We start from the raw sequence: 16,784 nt of genomic DNA on the forward strand, positions 1-16,784 counted from the left end.
AGAGCCATCAAAGATGCGCGCATGCTTCGAACCCTCACCCGTCATCCCAATATCTGGTCTGTAATCGACGGATTCCCGACTCCCGACTCCCGACTCCCGAATCCCGAATCCCGAATCCCGAATCCCGAATCCCGAACCTAACGCCCCGCTACCGCCACGGCGATGCCGACGAAGATCGCCAGGCCGACCCAGTTGTTGTGCAGGAAGGCGCGGAAGCAGGGGCCACGCTCGCGGTGGCGGGCGATGCGGAATTCGTAGGCGACCAGCAGCGCCGCAACGGCCAGACCGGCCCAGTACGCCACACCGAGATCTGCGCGCAGGCCGACCAGCACCAGCGTCGCGGCCATCAGCGCATACAAGATGCCTTGTGCGATCAGATCGAATCTGCCGAACAGGATGGCGGTGGATTTGCTGCCCATGCGGATATCGTCGTCGCGGTCGACCATGGCGTACCAGGTGTCGTAGGCGGTGGCCCACAGGATGTTGGCGGCATACAGCAGCCAGCCCAGCAACGGCACGCCGCCTTGCACGGCGGCGAAGGCCATCGGGATGCCCCAGCCGAACGCCATGCCCAGATAGACCTGCGGCAGGTGGGTATGGCGCTTGAGATAGGGGTAGCTGGCGGCCAGGAACACGCCGGGCACGCTCAGCGCCACGGTGAGCCAGTTGAGCGTGAGCACCAGCGCGAAGGCCACCAGCATCAGTACCACGAAGACCCACAGCGCCTCGCGCCCGGAGACCGCGCCGGTGGCCAGCGGACGCGATTTGGTGCGCTCCACGTGCGGATCCAGCCAGCGGTCGGCGTAATCGTTGATCACGCAGCCGGCCGAGCGGGTCAGCCACACCCCGGCGGTGAACACGAACAGCGTCCACAGCGGCGGCAGGCCATCGGCAGCCAGCCACAACGCCCACCAGGTGGGCCAGAGCAGCAGCAGGCTCCCGATCGGGCGGTCGCCACGGACCAGCTTCCAGTACTGGCCCAATCGCTGCGGCCACGTCAGCGCGCGCGCTGCGGGCAGTTGTTCGACACCATGCTTGCTCATGCGGCAAAGGGTAGCAGCGCGGCTCGGCCGTGGTCATGTGGGCGCGGGGTGGGCGCTGTGCGGGCGGCAATTCTGGCAATGCCCTGCCATCCATGATGGCCGGTTGTCATGGGGTGCGGCTGGCCGCAGCGATCAAGGTTGCGAGCGGCCAGGGCCGGGCGTTGGCGCGGGTGGGCTGCGGCAGGTGGTGCGGTTGCCACGCAGGCTCGGCAGTGGTCGCGCTCACGCGCGTGCCCAAGCTGACGGTCAGGTGGGACGTTGAGCAGGCTGCCTCTGGCGACGGCGCTTGAGATGGCCACACCGCTGCACGTCTGGACCCTGTGCGCTTGAACCTGGGCATCCGGTGTCGCCCGGCGACTGCCCGGGCCGAGAGGCCGGTGTCGTTGCATCTGGAGTGACGCCGTGGCTGGCCAGGTCGCGTGTCGCCCGGCCCCATCACGCGCACGCCGGCTGTTCTGGCATAATGCGCGGCCAGGCGCTCGTAGCTCAGCCGGATAGAGTAGTGGCTTCCGAAGCCATTGGTCGGGGGTTCGAATCCCTCCGGGCGCACCAGTTCAGTTCCAGAGCTTGTGCTGGGATTTAAAAAAACCCTCGAGAGATCGGGGGTTTTTTGTTGCCTGTACAGCGAACGGTCCACCCGGAGCCATTGGCATCCACACTGATCGGGCATAGATGGGCGCACCTGCCCTCAACGCAGAAGCGCAAAAGATGGATGCCCCAAGCAGTCAAGCGGCTTCATGGAACGCTTCAACGACAGCGACCAACGCGGCGTCCTGGATATGCGTGGCTTCTGCAGTTTGAGCGACGCGAGCAGACAGACCGCTGCCGCTTGGCTGGTTGCCTGCAGCCGATAACGACTGCATGGACGCGGCGGGCAAACACCCGCCGGGTTCTGCGATCAACATCATCAGCATGCCTGTCCATTCAACTGCGGGAGTGGCATCGCCGGACGCCAGGGTCTAATGGATGCCCCATTCCTGGAGCAGTACACGCGCCCGCCGCTCGATGAAGCGGTTCGCGTTGGCCTGCGCCTGCTCGGACTCCTGCTTGGCCTCCGCTTCCCCGATGACACCCTCATGCGCTTCGTCAAACTGAGCCATCGCCCACGTGATCGCCGCATCCTGCGCCGCTTTTCCTTCCACATCGTGCATGGAGATGTAGGCCTTCAGTGGCGGCCACATTTCCACACGCCCGGTGAGTTCATTCCTGCTGCGCAGCAGCGTCTGCCTGGACAGCCCCAGGTCGGAATTCCTCAGTGCTTCCAGCAGCAGGCCCAGTGCGGTCTGGTGGTCCTGCGTGTGCATGAGCTTGTGCTTGAGCATCTCGGCAAACGCGGTTTTGGCGTCTCCTCGCACGGCGGGCCCGCGCCCACCCACTTGCGTCATGCCATCCAGGTTGAGCGTCTTGATGGTGTGGTCGCTCAAGAATTGGCCGAAGCTGCTGCGGAATTCGGGTGACCGAATGGCCTCGGCTACCACCTGGTCCAGCAGGGGCATGTCGGCCGATGTGATGGATGCGCCAAACATCCTGGCATTTTGCATCAGGCCTTGCGTCCATTTCTCAAAACGCTCGCCCAGGTCGGCATCGACACTGCGCAACACGCGCGTGAACTCGGGGACGCGGTTCCACGACGACCCGGCCTGTTGCGCCGCCGGCACGGGCGCGCGTCGTCTCCGCTCGGCCAGCCGCTGTGCCGCGCGCTGTGCCTGGCGCTGCGCCCGCTCCGGGTCGCGGATCTGCAGCAATCGGTCTGCCAGATGATCCGGCACCTTGATATCGCATTGAGCGGGCAGTCGTGCCAGCGACTGTGGAAGAGTCTGCAGGCCCGTGTCGCGCAGGTCCAGCAGTTGCAGCTGGGCCAGATCCCCCACGCTGTCCGGCAGCTGCTGCAGCGCAGCGCAACTTCTCAGCGACAGTTCCGTCAAGCCGCGCAGTTGCCCGATGTCCTCAGGCAAGTGCGCCAGCCGGCGGTTGGATGACAGGTCGAGTTTTTCCAGCAGATGCAGCTGCGTGAGGCTGCCTGGCAGCTGCTCCAGCTTGGAATTCGATGCCACCTCCAGTGACCTGAGCCCCTGCATGAGGCCGATGTTTTCAGGCAACTGGCGAAAATGCGACGAGTGCGACACGCGCAACTCGCTCAACCGGCTCAGTTCGACGATGCTGTCCGGCAGGCGCGCATAGTGCCCGCGGCCTAGCGCGAGGCCGCGCAGACCCTGCATGCGCCCAAGGTCTGCGGGTAATTCGTCTAACGGGACCATCGCCAATTGAAGGGTTCTGAGATTGGACAGGCGCGTCAACGAGGGCGGCAGCGTCTTCAGGTCCGGCGCGCCAGTGATCTGCAAAGGCGGAGCCGGCGCAGCTGCCCCAGGCTGTCTGGCAGCGACTGAAGCCCGGTATGGAGCAGCGTCAATTTCTGTAGCGCGTCGAGCCGGCCGATCGCGTCAGGTAGCGTCGTGGCAGGCAGGCAATCGACGACAAGTTCGGTGCTGCGGCGGCTCGCTGCACGGCGGATGGCGTCTGCGGCGTTTTGCAGTACTTCCCGCGACATATCTCTCGACCCGTCGTGCAGGTTGTAGCCCGTTCGAACCCGCTCTGCCATCGGTAGGCTTTGCGCAAGCCAATCATCGATGTCGTGCTCGATGCTGCGCGGTGGCGCAGAAGAGGCACCCGCAAGTGCAGCCGGCTGGCCCGACGGACGCAGAGGTGAACGGAAAGGGCTCCCGTGCACTGGGTTTCCAGGCGTCGACGTGCCGGCCGCTGACGTGCTTTCGCGCCGTCGCGGCCGCGCGAGCAGGGGGCTCAACAAGCCCTCTGCGTTCGAAGGTTGCCGTGAAGGACTGTCTTGCGCGGGCGCTTGATCGGCGTTGTCCGTTCGCGGGCGAGAGCGGAGTAGGCGATTGACATTGAACATGGAGATACACCCTGCTTGGTCGGCTAGCTGCGGCGTTCAAGCGTGCAGGCTACTGCGATGCGACTGCCATCGCCGCATCAACGCGAAGAGGCTGCATCGCCTGGCGAATCGGTTTTTGTAGAAGCGCGCCGGTGCTGCATCCCTGCTCACCGACAGCGGTGATTGTTCGGCATTCGATGTCATCGGCTGTCGGCGCGATGTACACGATGGCAACGGGCGATCGATCAGGTGACGCGCCGCATCGCTCGCGACGCAGTCTCCACGCGTATCGCCGGTCTTCATTGTCAGGATGTCGATGCTCGCGGGAGAGCTTCCGGTATCCCGTCGCCTGTTCGCCAAGGCACATGGCTGCAGCGGCGCCGGAACGTGCCTCCAAGCATCTGGAGGCACGTTCATACGAAGGTCGCCGAGCGATACCGCAACGCATCAGCGCGATGCTGCCGCACGTCGTGGCCCATCGACCGGCGTTGCCTCAACGCCTGCCTTCGAGCACCAACGCCAGCGGCAAGACGCCGAAACGAAACCTCGCTGTGGCATGCGCATTATCTGCGACGGATCCGGATATTGCGCAGATTCTGCCGCAGGTCTCCCTCGAAGTTGTCGGCGATGCCTTTGGGGATAATCTGCTTACCCACCGGGACACCGCCGGCGTTTTCCAGCTTCTGGTGGATCTGTCCGTCTTTCTGCTTGTCCAGTTGATATTCTTCGTAATGCAAGCCCGCCAGGACGGGCGTCTTGAGAATTTCAACCGATTTACTGATGGCGGTGCCGCCCACGTAGCCTTTTGCGAACTCAGCGGCGCTCGGCCGTTCGGCCGCGGTTTTACCGCCACCTTTGGCGACGCCCTTTGCAGTTCCCTTTGCCGTTCCCTTGGCCGCGCCCTCGGCTGCTCCTTTGGCCGCGGCTTCGGCCACTCCCTTGGCCACGCCCTTGGCCCCGATTCTGGCCGTGGGGCCGCCGACTGCCCCAACCACCGCCCCGGCCATATTGATGCCGGCCAGCTTCAAGGCCAGCGACATGTCGCCACCTTGAATCGCGGTGTCGACCACCTGCGCCGCCTGCGCCTCGCTCTCCAATGCAATCGACGCCGCATCGGCAATTTCGCCGATGATGGGGATCCCGTTCAATGCGCTGAGCCCCACGGACATCCAGTCCAGGATCTTGCTGTCCCACTTGAGGAACTCGTGCAGGCCGTGTTGGAAGGTGCCGACGTCCTTTTTGGGCTTCTTGATCGCGGGCGGATCGTCCTTGCCCACCAGCATGTCCGCGACAGCCTTTTGCTGATCGGGCGAGCTCGCCTCGTGCGTGGCCGGCGTGTCCACGGTCTTGTTGGCTGCACTCATGTGGTCATAGAACTGCCGGAAATCGTCCTGGCTGATCTTGCCCGAATCGACGACATGGCCGCCGCCGAAGAAGTGATGGGGCTTCTTGTAGCCGGTGATGGAGTTGTTCAACAAGCCGAACAGCAGCGGGTCGGCCAACAACTGCGTCGCGGCCTGCTTGACGGCCGGGTCGGCCTTGTCGTCCTTGGAGATCGCGTCGAGCTTGTCGCGCGTGATTTCCTTGCCGTCGCCGTAGAACGCGTCCTGATGACTGTTGATGGTGTCCAGCGTCTTCTGCTCGTCCGCGGTCAGGTGCATCGCGGAGGTGGATTTCTGCAGGAAATCCGGCGTGCTCATCGAGCCCGAATCCCCTGCAAATTCCTTCCACTCGTCCGGATGATCGCGAAAATATTGAGCAGCCGCGATCACCTGCGGCGGGCACTTGCCGGTCTTGCTGTCGCCATCGACGATCTTGGCGAATTCGTCCTCGCTCAGGTTGCCGGGCAGATAGTCGGAATAGCGATACAGCTCGCGCAGGGCATCGCTTTTGGTCATGACCGACGCCTTGGTTTTGTCGGGGCTATCGGATGCGATGTAGTTCTGCGTGTAGCTCTTTGCCTGCTTGTCGTTGTATTCGGCGATCTGCGGATGGTAGTACGAGAAGTCTGTGAGGTCCTGCGCCTTGATCTTGCCGCCGCACTTGCCGTCCTTCTGCGAGCCGATGGCGAAGAACAACCGCGGATCCTTCTGCAATCCTTGCAGCGCTTTCTTCAAGTCAGGCTGCGTCGACGGGTCGTTGATCTTGGCGTCCAGCTGATCGAAGGACAGCGAGTCGACCTGGTCCTTGTGCCGATCCAGAACCGAAACAATCTCCAGTTCGGATTGATTGAGCTGGCCCTCGTTCCAGGTGACCGTCGAGCCCTCCGCCGCCGGCGGCGGGTTGGACCCCTTGATATTCTTGGGGTTGAACTCGTCGTTCTTCCCGCCCAGTTCCTTGACCTGCGGATGTGAATCAGAGAAATCCCAAAGATCCTGCGCGCTGATCTTGCCGCCGCACTTGCCGTCTCCCTGGGAACCGATCGCAAAGAACAAGCGCGGGTCCTGTTTCAGGCCCTGCAATGCAGCCTTCAGGTCGGCGGGCGTGGAAGGGTCGTTGATCTTGTCGTCGAGATTCTTGTACTCGAGCGGCATCTGGTCCTTGTGCGCATTCAGCGTCGAAACGATCTGAAGCTCCGACTTGGTCAGCGTGCCATCGTTCCAGGTCACCGTCGAACCTTCCAGCGCCGGCGGCGCATCCTTCCCCTTGATGTGCTTGGGGTCGAAGTCGTAGCCCAGCGATGGCCAGGAGGTGCGCTTTTCGATCGGCTGGGTGGCTTGATCGTCCGATGCGGAGGACGGGGTGCTGGCATCGCCGCTTGGCGTGTTTGCCGGTGCATCGGCCGACGCATTGCTTGATGTACTCGTTGGCGTGTTGGTTTGGAGGGCTGCCAGCCACTGGTAGATCAGCAGGAAGATGTCGTCCATCGTCGATGGCAGGTCGGAGCCGTCCTTGAACGAATCGGACCCAAGCAGCTCCGATGAAGACGACTCGTTGAAAGAGGTGCCCAGCAGTTGGCTGGGGTTGCTCCCGGTAGAAAGCGTGTTGAGCGACATAGAGGCGGCCTCGCGAATGACAGAATTGGCAGAGCACCTTCGTATAAGTTGATTCTTATACGGCCGCACGGATGCGCCCATGCGGTGTAGACGTATGTTGCCAATCTGCGCAAGGTGCACCCTGGCCGACGAACTATTTTGGCGAAAAAAGCGCAAAAATCGGCCCGTCGATGCGTTGCCTGCCGGCGCTGCTTGGCGCCGATAGTTGAGCGGCGATTGTTCCTGCTGTGGGCCGGCGCACTCATGTACATCGCTACGATACGTGCTTGGAGATGCAGATCATCGCGGTGTTCCGGCGGCGTGTGCAGCGATCACCAGCGTTCCGTCACGCGGCGGCCGAACCCCTCAGTATTGGAATTGTGAGGGCTGTTCTGACTGCAGCCCTGGATGTGCTGAGAAACCAGGGGATGTCATGGAACCTGGTTGCATGACATTTCTTTTATTGCCCGGCTGGAGCCGTGAATCACGGCCATGAAACGTGTTGGGATCATCTGGGTCGCCAGATGGGGCTTGCACCGAATCAACGCGCTGGCCAACGCTGGAGCTGACACGGATGAAGTACGCAGGATAAAGTGCGCAGTTAGTTAATATCTCGGTAACTCGCTTGCGTCAGTAGACCCGCCTGGACGCGAAATTGCCGGCGGTGCCTGCAGGCGCACTTATCAGTCTTGGTTCCTTCGCCAGGTCAGGGGCGCAGTCCTTCTGATTGTGTCCGTTTTATTAATGTGTGGCGCAGGTTTTGGTTGGGAAATTTACCGGCACCCCACTTCGTGTATGGCGCAGGTGGTTCGTCCCACTTCGCTTGGGCGCGAATTTGTGGGCAAGACAATGTGCCGCGCGCTGCTGGCGCGTAGCAACCCATCGAATTTCCTCACGGAGCACTTCAGATGACGTTGGAATCGCACAATCAACAAACAGCGAATACCGCTTTTTTTATCGGCCTGAGCGCATGCCTTGGGTTACCTGGTGAGCTTGCGCAGCGGCTCGGCGAAGGCGAGACCATTCTGGGCCCTGCCGGCATGCTGTGCCGCGTCCACACGCAGGGGCAGCCAGACGCATTGATGGCCTTCCCTGAAGTGATCTTGCCCCTGGCGGCACGCGAGCTTGGAGGCGAGGAGGTGGTGATGCTGCTGTCGCTGCAGGAGCAACTGCTGACCGAGTATGGCTGGCGGCTCACGCTGTCGGATCTCGGCCTGCTCTGCGTCTGCCCGCTGTTGCTGGTGCGCACGCCTGCAGAGGTGGCCGCTGCACTGGACCGTGGGCAGGTGGTTGCCCGTGTCGTGCTGGACGCGCTGGCGACGCAGGTCGAGACGGCCAAGGAGGTGGCCTCATGAAACTCTCCAGCGATATCGGCACCGCTGCAAGTCGCGGCGCAGCCTCGCACCCTCCCGTCCAACCAACGCAGGCCGAAGACGTTGCTGCCCCGCGGGAAGAACGCGCACCCACTGGCCCGCTTGCGGGCCTGGCCTCTTCCAGCGCGGCGCTGCGTGGTCGTCGCGCATCACTGGCCGGTCGCGCCAGTCCTCATGCAGATGAAGAAGGGGCCATGCTCGGCGGCTCGCATCGGTCCGACTCGTCGCAAGCGTCGGACGCGTCGGACGCAACGTTTTACACCGCGCAGGTCGTGTTCCCAGCCCGGGAAATCGACACACCGGATGTGCCTGCCGCCGCGGCGACCTATGCCGAACGCAGCACGGCGGCGGCCGCCGAGGTGAAAGCGCAGCTACGTGCCCGCCTGGACGCTCTGCCATTTGCTGCGCCCTCCGAAGAGCAGACGGCCCTGCAGGCCAGCTATCTGGAATGGGCTGACGCGCGCGTGCAGGAACGCATCACTGCCTTCGGGCCGGATGCCGGGTACCAGGCTGTCGGTGACATGAAGACAGCGGGCACGAAAGCGGCATTGCCGATTGCCTACGAATGCCTACGGGCGTTCATTATCGGTGCGATGCGCAATCCGGTCGGTCTTGCCACGGGTGCGGCCTATGCGTCCCGGCGCCCTGCCGACGCGGAGGAGCTGAGTACGGCGATGGTTGCAGGTGTCGCGGCGGGGTCTGCGTCCTATACCAGCGATACGTTGTTGATCCCGGCAATGGACCGGCGCGCGCGCGTTTCCAACCTGCCGAGGTTTCAGGCCATCGACCCCAAGATCCTGGTGCCCGATCCGCCACCGGTCATTCTGGAAATCACTGCCGAGGGCAAGCGCTTCACGCGTCCGGGCGAGAACAATGCGCCGACGCTTGCCGACCTCAAGGCGCAGACCTACGACCGCCGCCTGGGCATCACGCAGCGCCAATCGACCCTGGACGACAAGTCACTGGATACCTTGTTGCTCAAGCCAGTGATCAACGCAGGGTTCAACGCCGCGCGCCGGACTGGTGGTGAACCGGGCTTACTGACGCCTGTCGGCCAGTGGGGGTTGAGCGCGCTGGCCATTGGCGCTGCCGGGGTCGTGCAAAAGGCACTGCTGGAAACAGGCAAAGCCGTGGCACGGACCGGCCAAATGCGTGTCCCGGATCTGGTTGGCGGAGAGCAACGGCTGAACCTGTTTGCGTTGGCGTTGCCCGACAAAGCGCGCCGGCCTGCACAATGGTCCGACGCCGTGCATTTCCCGCCTACCTATTTGCTGGACACCGGAAAGGAAGCGTTGGCGTTGGCAAGGCAGGGCTTCAACAGCGCAAACGCCGTCGCCACCACGGCACGCGACCTGTTGACCCGCCACATGCTGAGCAACGTCATGGCCAGCTTCGGCTCGATGGGGGCCGGGCGCATCATCACAGCGCCGTTGCGTCGGGGGAGCCACATCCGTGTTGCTGGCGAAGCCGCCAATTCCACGGCTGTGGTCGTGCAGCAGGCCGTGCAAACCCTGTTCAACGATACGTTCTGGAATGCGCTCAAGGCCAAAAACGGCGCCAATACCTCCCAGGCGGCGCGCCTGGACAACGAACGTGCCGCGCTTGCAGCCGAGCATCAACGCACCATCGAACGAACCCTCGAGGCCCTGGCCGAGCCTGTGGACCAGGCGATCGCCAGGCTCTCGGGGCCGACACCTGCCGAGGCAGAACGTGCCATGGAGGAGGGGATGCGCGCCGCGCCTGGCCCTGGGCCGCTTGGCCAGACACTGCGTACTGCGCTGCAGACATTGCGTACGGAGATCGGCACGCAGTCCGTTTCGATCGCGACCATCGATGCGGTACGCACTGCACTACGCGAGGGGTGGAGTCAAACCTTTAGCGGCGTCCCCCGCGACGCGGCCACGCAGGCACTGGATGGCCAGCTGCAAACGCTCAAGCGTGCACTGCATGACAGCGAAGCACTTCGCCAGTGGCAGAGCGGGCGAGCATGAGCGCTCAGCTGTCGCGTTGATACTCAGGAGCGTTGTACACCACCAAGCCACAGACGTCGCGTTCGTCGCGTCTGTGGCTTGGTGGTGTCTGGCAGCTTAGCCATTACCAGCAATCATGGAACACCACGGCCTCATGCCGCGATCTGCGCAGGTCGCTCACTGCACGAGGCAGGCATTGCATCCGCGACTCGATGGCGTCGCCGCTCCGGAACGCGTCGAACTTGACGCGCACGTCAAACACCGGAAAGAACTCGCCGGCAAGGCGGTCGTCTCCTCGTCAGCGCCAATGCACCAGCTGCCGTACGCTGCAAACTGCTGCAACAGAATGCGGGACGCCATGCCCGCGTCCGTGCTTACTTTCGCGGACATCCCTGGATTGGATTGCCGACACCGTGACTCCGGCTGCAATTGTGGCCGATTGCCGTTAAGACGATGCTGAAAAAGCGCACGCTGCACGCCAGTGGTCAATTACGTGGGCCGCCACCACCGGTCGCTTATGCCAGGCAGATGCATCAATCAAGTGCACCTGCCTGGCGCCACCGACTCGCGGCGGAGGTGCAGGGGACGATCAGCCGCTGTAGGTCTTATGACCGACACGCGTCGCCCCGTTGGCCTGCGAAGCGTTAGGGGCAATCACTTCGTTGGGCGCATCTGTTTCCAGGTTTGCCAGTACCACTGTCGCGTCGGGCGCATCGGTACGGAACACGGCTTCCTTGACATGGTTGAACTCGCAATCCTGGACCCGCAGGTGCGTGTCGATATCGCGATACCCACCGTTGGTCCGGAAAACCTTGCCGGCACCATTGACAGTGTCGCCCGACATCAGCACGTCGGCAGTGCCGTTGTCCTGAACGACCTTGTCCGAGGCGTTGTTGAACGTGCAATTGATGATTTCTACCTTCGGGCGGCCACTGACGTCTGCGTTGCAACCGGCAATCCCCGCATCATGCGCACGGTTGCCCAGGCCATCAATGGTGACCGCATCCTCGCTGACGTCCTCGTTAACGCAGTTGACCATCTTGCCGCTGCCCATGAAATGCACACCGTCGCCACCGCCTCTCATGCGGACGTTGCACAGGCTGCCGCCTTCCTCGACGACAAACAGCGGTTGCTGGTGCTCATTCTGAGAGCCATCACCAAGGCCGGGCCCGCCGATGTACGTCTGGTTCTTGCCATCGAACACCTCGCCCTTGTGCACCACGATGGTCTTGTTCTGAACACCGGGGGGGGCGCTGACGACCTTTCCGGAAGGCAGTGGCGCCTGCGTGCCGTTGGGGGGATCGCCATGGCTGGACAATGTTGTCGGTTGAGCGGGTCGGGTGGGCGGTGAGTCACTGTCGGCATCTGGGTCCCATTTGCCGCCTTTGTTTTTGTTGTAGCAGCTGCCATCGCCAGTCCCGCTGTCGTGCTGTCCGTCGAGGTTGGTGGAATAGGGCGGATTAGACGCCGGTCCCGACGGCATCGGATTGGGGACGATCGGTGGCTGATCTTCTTTGGATGGGTTGTCCTGCGGTTGCAGCATGCCGTTGATCATGCGTTGTATGCAGTAAGCGAACATACTCATGATCAACGCATTCAAGGTCTGCTGCTGCGATAGGTATAAAGGTGACGGCTGTAAGTTCGCTGTGGTGTGCGAGGGGATGGCGAGATTCATTGGTGAGTTCCCTTGTTAGAAATTAGGAACGGACGAAGACTTGTTACAGGTGATAAGTCGCGGCAGCGTCGCGATGTAGTGCAGCGCGGCGGCTTGTCACCTCACGCGCGCAGCCACAGATAGTTTCCCGTCGCAATGCCTTCGAACATTTCGTCATGTGCAATGAAGATGTTGTTGTTCCAGTAACGGCCATGCTCAGCGTAGTGGGCAAGCAGGTCGCATATCCACGCGCCATCGACGTCATCGTCCAGCGGTACCCGCACGATCAATACGATAACGCCGTCATCGTTCAATCCAAGCTGTGCCTGGTCCTGCGCATACACCGACAGATTGGCCTCGAGCAGGAGCCTGAAAACGATCAGTGTCCGCCCCGCAGGTGGCAGCCCGTAGGCGATGCGCAAGTACAGTGCTTCTTCCTGCACGTCGTCCTCTTGCTGTGGCTTCGGCAGGTGCAGATAGACCTCGAAGCCTTCTACCCAAAGCACACGCCGGCTGAGCACCGACTCCACATCCGGCAAGTCCAGTGCCTCGCACATCTGTCGAACGATGGTTTCGAATCGCGCACTGCTCATCTTGGGTGAGGCATGCACAGGGCCCCCTACAAGCCCTGCGCATGCCGGCGCCGATTACTGGCCAACCAGCTGCTTCGCGTTGTCGCCCGCCTTGCCGATGAACTTGTTGAGCGCCACGTTGAAGTCAAGTTCGTTCTTCTTTGCAGTGAGGTAATTGTTCATACGCTCCTGCTCCGCGGCTGAATCGCCAATGCCACTCATCAGACTGGTGATCTGATTGCCCGACATACTAGTGGCCGAGTGATTGCTCCATCTGTTTGAAAGGTCTGTTGTAAACGGGTCCATGCCCTGACCTAACATCGGCCCTAACGATTGTAAATTTGGCATATCAATACTCCTTAGATAAATAGACGTAACGTGGTGCGCCTGTTGGCGCGTTTTGCTTGACCATCATGGCCAAGTAACTCGATGATCAAGGCATGCTGGAGATGTGCGCGACGATTTCTCGCGCAGCGTTGATGCCGTCGTGCAAGACAGTGAAGTCGTTGCGCGCAACCTGATCGCTCGCGGCGGACCAGTGCACACGAAGCTGTTGCGCTGTCGCGTGCAGGGCTGCCTCGATGTTGCGCAGTCGCTCGCCGGAGACATCCAGCACCTTGGTCTGCAAAATCTTGCTCATATCCTGGGTGACCGTATCGGTCATGGCATCGAACATGGGGGGCTCTCATTGCGCCGCTTGCTGCGGCAGGGATGTCATGTGCTTGGTGCCATCCGGCGTTTCGACATAGTGCAGGCCGTCGGCGAGCAATGCCGCGTCGTAATTTTCCGGAAGTTTTACGGACGGATCTTGCTGGCTGATCTCGACGTGTAACGAACGGACTTCAGGGCCCAGGTCGCTACGCACGTCGGCAATGCGGCGGCTTGCACGTTCGGCGTTGTCGCTGCTGCCGGAAACCGAAAAAACGCCATTGCCTTCGTAACGGACGCTGAGCGCGGGGTCAGCTAGGGTGTCGCGCAGCGTCGCCAGTACTTCGTCCACAACGGCGACATTCACGGCGACGGCTGGGTGGTACCGATGCACCTGCGTGCGCAGGCGTGCGGCGTCGGCGCTGCTGGGGACCAGGCCTTCGATCAGCACGCGCGTGCCGACGCGTTCAGCGTGCGCTTCGTGAAAACCAAGTTGTTTCAACAACGTTTTGGTCTGATTGACAGCATTTCCTGGACGTTGCGGGGTGGCGGCATCGGACAGAAATGCGGGTTGCAACGAGGGGATCAACGCTGCTGCAGAGAGCGCTAGCATGGCACCCACCGCCGTGCGCAGGACTTTGCGCCTGGACGCGCGCGGTGCCGGCGCGGCGGCTGGGGAAAGCAGCTGCTCCAGCAGCGCCACATCGTGTGGCCAATCGGCACCAGCATCGCCAATACACAGTACCAGGGGGCCGAAGCGGACTGGCTGAAACGCAACAAAGGACGTTTCTGGCACCGTGTCGCTGCTATAGCGGATCTGACCATCTTGGTCTACCTCGATAATGAGTGAGCAACCAGGCCAATCGTCTATTCGGATATCGGTTTGGGGATCGCTCCCCAGGGTGTAACGACCTTGTGCCAAATCTAATCGTGCGCCTGCATGGGTTCCTGTCAGTACGCGAAGCTGCATGGTCATGGGCGAACCTCCTGAGCCACCTGTTGTGGTTGCTCAATCAGCAGTGTGTTCAGACGTGTGATGGCATGTGTACGATCGACCTGTCTGCGCGGTTTTTCCGCATTCAGCAGGATCAGTGGAAGCAGGAGATGAAAATTGCGTAGCGCGGGCACCGGCTCCAACTCCGATGGCATCAACTCCAGCAACCGGGTCCGCAAGGCCAGCAGGTTCTCCGCCGCGCTGGCCTTGTCGTACGCGCGTAGATGCTCGCGCATCAACCTCCAGATCGTTGCGGTCAAGGGGGCGACGGCAGGATGCGAAACGCCGACGGCGCGCAGCTCGACAAGCGCAGCAGCCAGCGCGTGGCGCTTGGCCACTGGATCGGCGTCGCGCCTGGTCACGTAGCGATCGACAATCGCGTCGATGCACGTGCGGATGCTGTCGCTCAATTGCGCTGGAGCGGCGCTGTGCCATGGACCGGCCTGCGGATCGTCGGTATGCGTGCTGCGGTCACCGCCGTGCTGGTCGCCCTGGCCATGCTCCCGGCTCTGGGCCGGGAGCATGGCCACGCTCACCCGTCCGCGCAGTGCGCACTCGCGTTTGGCTTCGATCTCTTCCTGCTCGTTGGCGTCGAATTCATCCTCCTGGCCGTCCAGCGACCGGATCCCGCGGCGTCGCCTGCGCGGTGGAGCAGGGCGCAGACGCGGTGCTCGTGCCGCAATGTCGGTAGGCGACCCCGCGCTGGTGCCTGCCGCATCGGCATGATGATCGCCATGGTGATGCGAGCCGCCATGCTCGATGGAAACCGAGGGCCGCAAGGTGCCGGGCGAGATGCGACGGATCATGGGAACGCCGCCTGCATCAATGCCTGGCCGAACTGCATGATGGCCGAGGCACCCCACGGCGCCGTCACGGCAATGGCGGCCACCACCACCACCAGCTTGAGTGCGAACGAGATCGATGCATCCTGTAGCGACATCACCGCCTGGACGAAGGCGATCAGCAGCCCGGCCAACGCAGCGACACCGACCACCGGCAAGGACACCTTGAGGCAGAGCAGCAAGGCTTCGGAAGTGAATCGCACTAGATCGTCATGGTCCATGGCGTCACCGATAGCTCAGAACCAGGCCGTGAATCAGCATCGACCAGCCGTCCATGGCGACAAACAACAGCAGCTTGAACGGGATCGCCACATTGGTCGGGGTGACCTGTGAAAGGCCCATCGCCATCAGCGCGTTGGCCACCACCAGGTCGATGACGATAAACACCAGATACAACAGAAAGCCGATACGGAAGGCTTCGGTCAATTCGCTGAGCGTGAATGCCGGTGCCAAGACCAGCAAGTCGTCCGACTTGAGCGTGGCGGCCTTGTCCTTGGGCCAGATCTGCTGTGCAGAACGCATGAAAAACGCCTTTTCGCGCTCGCGTGTGTGTTTGAGGAGGAATTGCCGAAACGGCTCCCGGCAGGCGTCGAGCAGCACCACCACGCGGCTGTTATCCGACCCGGCGCCGTAGCTCTGCGCGGCCTTGAACGCCTCCATGCCCACCGGGGCCATCACAAAGCACGACACCAGCAATGCAACGCCATTGAGGACCATGTTGGGCGGCACCTGCTGTACCCCGATCGCATTGCGCAGCAGGCCAAGTACGACCACGATCTTGGTGTAGGAGGTGACCACCATCGCTGCGAAGGGCAGCAAGCCCAGCATGATGACCACCAGCAGCAGCGAGCCGACGTCAGGCATCTGCATGCGTGCTCTCCGACATGCTGAGGATCTGCACACCCAGATGTTCGCCCACTGCCAGCAGCCTGCCGGTGCCGATGGTCTGGCCGTAAACGACCAGGCGGATGTCGGCTTGATCGACCGGCACCGACAACTCCAGGATCTGCCCGGGCTGTAAACCCGACAAGGTCGATAGAGACAGCGCAAGTTGATCCACTTCCAGCTGCACCGGCAGTTCCAGTTCTGCCACGTTGCTGGTGGACGGCGCGACTTCCGGCTCAAACGTATCGTGTTGCATGGTGGGGCTGGCCTCCAGAATCATCTGTTGCAGGTTCAAGCGCACCGGCGCGCGCAATACCACGCCTCCGGCGATACCCCAGAGCACATCGCCGCCGGTCACCGCAGCCGAGGCCGTGCAATGCAGCAAGACATCGCCAGGCCGCAGCGACTGCAGCAAAGCCGCCGATGCGGTGCGCCCGCCGATGCGCAGGCGCGTGTTGACGCGCAGTGCAGCCAGCCAGGCTGGCAGCTGCGCAGGCGGCGCAAGTCCGCCGACTGCGGCCTGCAACGTGGCCAGCAGCGACGCGCTCGCCGTCAGCGCAACGGCATCGAGATCGCCCAGTGTCATGCCGATGCCGTGGCAGTCGTCTGGCTCTGCATCGCGCTCGAAGGCGATCACCTCGGCAGCGCCCAGGCCGAGCGGCGCAAATGCGCCCAGGCGATCGGCCAGCAGCATTCCCGCGATCGAAACGCGTAGTGCGTCGTCGTCCTCGTTCAATAGCAGCGCCAGGCCGTCGCGCGCGGCAATCCGCAAATCCATCTGGCCGGCATCCAGCTGCAGGCGCAGGCGGGCCGCATCGTTGGGCCAGATGCGACGGCAATGCGTGGCAAAGCCGCATTGCCGTGCTGCGCGTGGGTCGCCGAACACTCTGCCAAGCTGGGCGCGCTCGGCCGCAACGCGCGTCAACGCCTGAGAGAGT

At 62.5% G+C, this 16,784-nt stretch carries 14 protein-coding genes, 1 tRNA gene and 1 pseudogene; 3 read left to right on the forward strand and 13 right to left on the reverse strand.

All coding sequences use genetic code 11. The annotated features are described in order from the left end of the window. Positions 1-137: 137 nt before the first annotated feature. Positions 138-1,043: a 4-hydroxybenzoate octaprenyltransferase gene (ubiA, locus tag ACCQ15_RS01955; protein ID WP_218489608.1), complete on the reverse strand. Its 906-nt coding sequence runs from the start codon at positions 1,041-1,043 to the stop codon at positions 138-140. A 475-nt stretch (positions 1,044-1,518) separates the two neighbouring features. Here ubiA and ACCQ15_RS01960 point away from each other — a divergent pair. Then, a tRNA-Arg gene (locus tag ACCQ15_RS01960) sits at positions 1,519-1,595 on the forward strand. Positions 1,596-1,768: 173 nt separating this feature from the next. Here the strand turns inward: ACCQ15_RS01960 and ACCQ15_RS01965 are convergent. The 3 genes and pseudogenes from ACCQ15_RS01965 to ACCQ15_RS01975 all read right to left on the reverse strand — a co-directional run bounded on the left by ACCQ15_RS01965 (position 1,769) and on the right by ACCQ15_RS01975 (position 6,929). Next, positions 1,769-1,957 carry a hypothetical protein gene (locus ACCQ15_RS01965; protein ID WP_169306461.1) on the reverse strand — a complete coding sequence of 63 codons (189 nt, stop codon included), beginning with the start codon at positions 1,955-1,957 and terminating at the stop codon, positions 1,769-1,771. A gap of 45 nt (positions 1,958-2,002) precedes the next feature. Further along, a pseudogene (gene xopAE / locus ACCQ15_RS01970) lies at positions 2,003-3,453 on the reverse strand (type III secretion system effector XopAE). A gap of 1,043 nt (positions 3,454-4,496) precedes the next feature. Next, the gene (locus ACCQ15_RS01975) at positions 4,497-6,929 is read right to left on the reverse strand and encodes an HrpF/NolX family T3SS translocon protein (RefSeq protein ID WP_372381145.1); all 2,433 of its coding nucleotides are present in this window, start codon (positions 6,927-6,929) and stop codon (positions 4,497-4,499) included. Between the two features lie 887 nt (positions 6,930-7,816). Here ACCQ15_RS01975 and hap3 point away from each other — a divergent pair. Both hap3 and xopF1 read left to right on the forward strand, forming a co-directional pair. Then, a complete protein-coding gene (hap3, locus tag ACCQ15_RS01980; RefSeq protein ID WP_218490893.1) occupies positions 7,817-8,263 on the forward strand; it encodes an Hpa3 family type III secretion system protein in 447 nt (148 codons plus the stop codon). After that, on the forward strand, positions 8,260-10,272 hold the full coding sequence (xopF1, locus tag ACCQ15_RS01985; protein WP_372381146.1) for a type III secretion system effector XopF1: 2,013 nt from the start codon (positions 8,260-8,262) through the stop codon (positions 10,270-10,272). The genes hap3 and xopF1 overlap by 4 nt, the downstream gene beginning before the upstream one ends. A 568-nt stretch (positions 10,273-10,840) precedes the next feature. On the opposite strand, the gene ACCQ15_RS01990 is transcribed toward xopF1, so the two are convergent. The 9 genes from ACCQ15_RS01990 to sctQ all read right to left on the reverse strand — a co-directional run bounded on the left by ACCQ15_RS01990 (position 10,841) and on the right by sctQ (position 16,771). After that, positions 10,841-11,830 carry a pectate lyase gene (locus tag ACCQ15_RS01990; protein ID WP_372381530.1) on the reverse strand — a complete coding sequence of 330 codons (990 nt, stop codon included), beginning with the start codon at positions 11,828-11,830 and terminating at the stop codon, positions 10,841-10,843. 197 nt (positions 11,831-12,027) lie between these two features. Continuing rightward, positions 12,028-12,498, reverse strand: a complete 471-nt coding sequence (locus ACCQ15_RS01995) for a CesT family type III secretion system chaperone (RefSeq protein WP_218490896.1) — start codon at positions 12,496-12,498, stop codon at positions 12,028-12,030. 54 nt (positions 12,499-12,552) lie between these two features. Beyond that, entirely contained in the window at positions 12,553-12,825 is a 273-nt protein-coding gene (hrpE, locus tag ACCQ15_RS02000) for an HrpE family protein (protein ID WP_218490897.1), read from the reverse strand. 85 nt (positions 12,826-12,910) lie between these two features. Next, positions 12,911-13,153 (reverse strand): Hrp regulator HrpD6, encoded by a 243-nt coding sequence (hrpD6, locus tag ACCQ15_RS02005; RefSeq protein ID WP_218490898.1) that lies wholly within the window; start codon positions 13,151-13,153, stop codon positions 12,911-12,913. A 9-nt stretch (positions 13,154-13,162) separates the two neighbouring features. After that, positions 13,163-14,101: an HrpD5 family protein gene (gene hrpD5 / locus ACCQ15_RS02010; RefSeq protein ID WP_372381147.1), complete on the reverse strand. Its 939-nt coding sequence runs from the start codon at positions 14,099-14,101 to the stop codon at positions 13,163-13,165. Beyond that, positions 14,098-14,925, reverse strand: a complete 828-nt coding sequence (locus tag ACCQ15_RS02015; protein ID WP_372381148.1) for a 4-hydroxyphenylacetate catabolism regulator HpaA — start codon at positions 14,923-14,925, stop codon at positions 14,098-14,100. The genes hrpD5 and ACCQ15_RS02015 overlap by 4 nt, the downstream gene beginning before the upstream one ends. After that, the gene (sctS, locus tag ACCQ15_RS02020; RefSeq protein ID WP_008575435.1) at positions 14,922-15,182 is read right to left on the reverse strand and encodes a type III secretion system export apparatus subunit SctS; all 261 of its coding nucleotides are present in this window, start codon (positions 15,180-15,182) and stop codon (positions 14,922-14,924) included. Before sctS ends, ACCQ15_RS02015 begins: the two co-directional genes overlap by 4 nt. A 4-nt stretch (positions 15,183-15,186) precedes the next feature. Continuing rightward, positions 15,187-15,831 (reverse strand): type III secretion system export apparatus subunit SctR, encoded by a 645-nt coding sequence (gene sctR / locus ACCQ15_RS02025; RefSeq protein ID WP_372381149.1) that lies wholly within the window; start codon positions 15,829-15,831, stop codon positions 15,187-15,189. Next, positions 15,818-16,771 carry a type III secretion system cytoplasmic ring protein SctQ gene (gene sctQ, locus ACCQ15_RS02030; RefSeq protein ID WP_218490922.1) on the reverse strand — a complete coding sequence of 318 codons (954 nt, stop codon included), beginning with the start codon at positions 16,769-16,771 and terminating at the stop codon, positions 15,818-15,820. Before sctQ ends, sctR begins: the two co-directional genes overlap by 14 nt. Between the last annotated feature and the right edge of the window lie 13 nt (positions 16,772-16,784).

The sequence above is a fragment of the Xanthomonas sp. NCPPB 1754 genome (assembly GCF_041475725.2).
Lineage (GTDB): Bacteria > Pseudomonadota > Gammaproteobacteria > Xanthomonadales > Xanthomonadaceae > Xanthomonas > Xanthomonas euvesicatoria.

Bases quoted from the DNA above. Each gene is read 5' to 3' on its own strand.
- ubiA (WP_218489608.1), bottom strand. From the start codon at position 1,043: ATGAGCAAGCATGGTGTCGAACAACTGCCCGCAGCGCGCGCGCTGACG.
- ACCQ15_RS01965 (WP_169306461.1), bottom strand. From the start codon at position 1,957: ATGCTGATGATGTTGATCGCAGAACCCGGCGGGTGTTTGCCCGCCGCG.
- ACCQ15_RS01975 (WP_372381145.1), bottom strand. From the start codon at position 6,929: ATGTCGCTCAACACGCTTTCTACCGGGAGCAACCCCAGCCAACTGCTG.
- hap3 (WP_218490893.1), top strand. From the start codon at position 7,817: ATGACGTTGGAATCGCACAATCAACAAACAGCGAATACCGCTTTTTTT.
- xopF1 (WP_372381146.1), top strand. From the start codon at position 8,260: ATGAAACTCTCCAGCGATATCGGCACCGCTGCAAGTCGCGGCGCAGCC.
- ACCQ15_RS01990 (WP_372381530.1), bottom strand. From the start codon at position 11,830: ATGTTCGCTTACTGCATACAACGCATGATCAACGGCATGCTGCAACCG.
- ACCQ15_RS01995 (WP_218490896.1), bottom strand. From the start codon at position 12,498: ATGAGCAGTGCGCGATTCGAAACCATCGTTCGACAGATGTGCGAGGCA.
- hrpE (WP_218490897.1), bottom strand. From the start codon at position 12,825: ATGCCAAATTTACAATCGTTAGGGCCGATGTTAGGTCAGGGCATGGAC.
- hrpD6 (WP_218490898.1), bottom strand. From the start codon at position 13,153: ATGTTCGATGCCATGACCGATACGGTCACCCAGGATATGAGCAAGATT.
- hrpD5 (WP_372381147.1), bottom strand. From the start codon at position 14,101: ATGACCATGCAGCTTCGCGTACTGACAGGAACCCATGCAGGCGCACGA.
- ACCQ15_RS02015 (WP_372381148.1), bottom strand. From the start codon at position 14,925: ATGATCCGTCGCATCTCGCCCGGCACCTTGCGGCCCTCGGTTTCCATC.
- sctS (WP_008575435.1), bottom strand. From the start codon at position 15,182: ATGGACCATGACGATCTAGTGCGATTCACTTCCGAAGCCTTGCTGCTC.
- sctR (WP_372381149.1), bottom strand. From the start codon at position 15,831: ATGCAGATGCCTGACGTCGGCTCGCTGCTGCTGGTGGTCATCATGCTG.